The organism is Bacillus sp. SIMBA_008 (assembly GCF_046535495.1).
Classification (GTDB): Bacteria; Bacillota; Bacilli; order Bacillales; family Bacillaceae; genus Bacillus; species Bacillus subtilis.
This window is the reverse complement of the sequence record NZ_JAWRWL010000894.1, coordinates 1-252: the sequence shown is the minus strand read 5'-3', so window position 1 is coordinate 252 and position 252 is coordinate 1. Positions and strand designations below refer to the sequence as shown.

1 protein-coding gene is annotated in these 252 nt (G+C 40.1%); it reads right to left on the bottom strand.

The genetic code is table 11. The annotated features are described in order from the left end of the window. On the bottom strand, positions 1-252 hold a 252-nt coding region (locus SB658_RS25945), incomplete at both ends, for a DUF2515 family protein (RefSeq protein WP_410603354.1).

The following is a 252-nucleotide window of genomic DNA, read 5'->3' as shown; positions in this document are numbered from 1 at the left end:
ATCCCTAAAAACGGCTCAAAATCAAACCGTGATCCGGTATGCGGAACAGTATGCAAAAAATGATAAAAATCCGAAAATAAATCGGCCCGAAATAATAGTTTCGCTAGTTTTTTCCCTAATGTAATACGCTCCTTTACGTGGGAAAACTTCCGTATGGTTAACCCGTATAAATGCCCGTCCACCGTTGGAAAAACAACGGTTTGAAAATGTCCCCACTCGCTGAACAGATATTGAATCGAGTGAAAAACATTC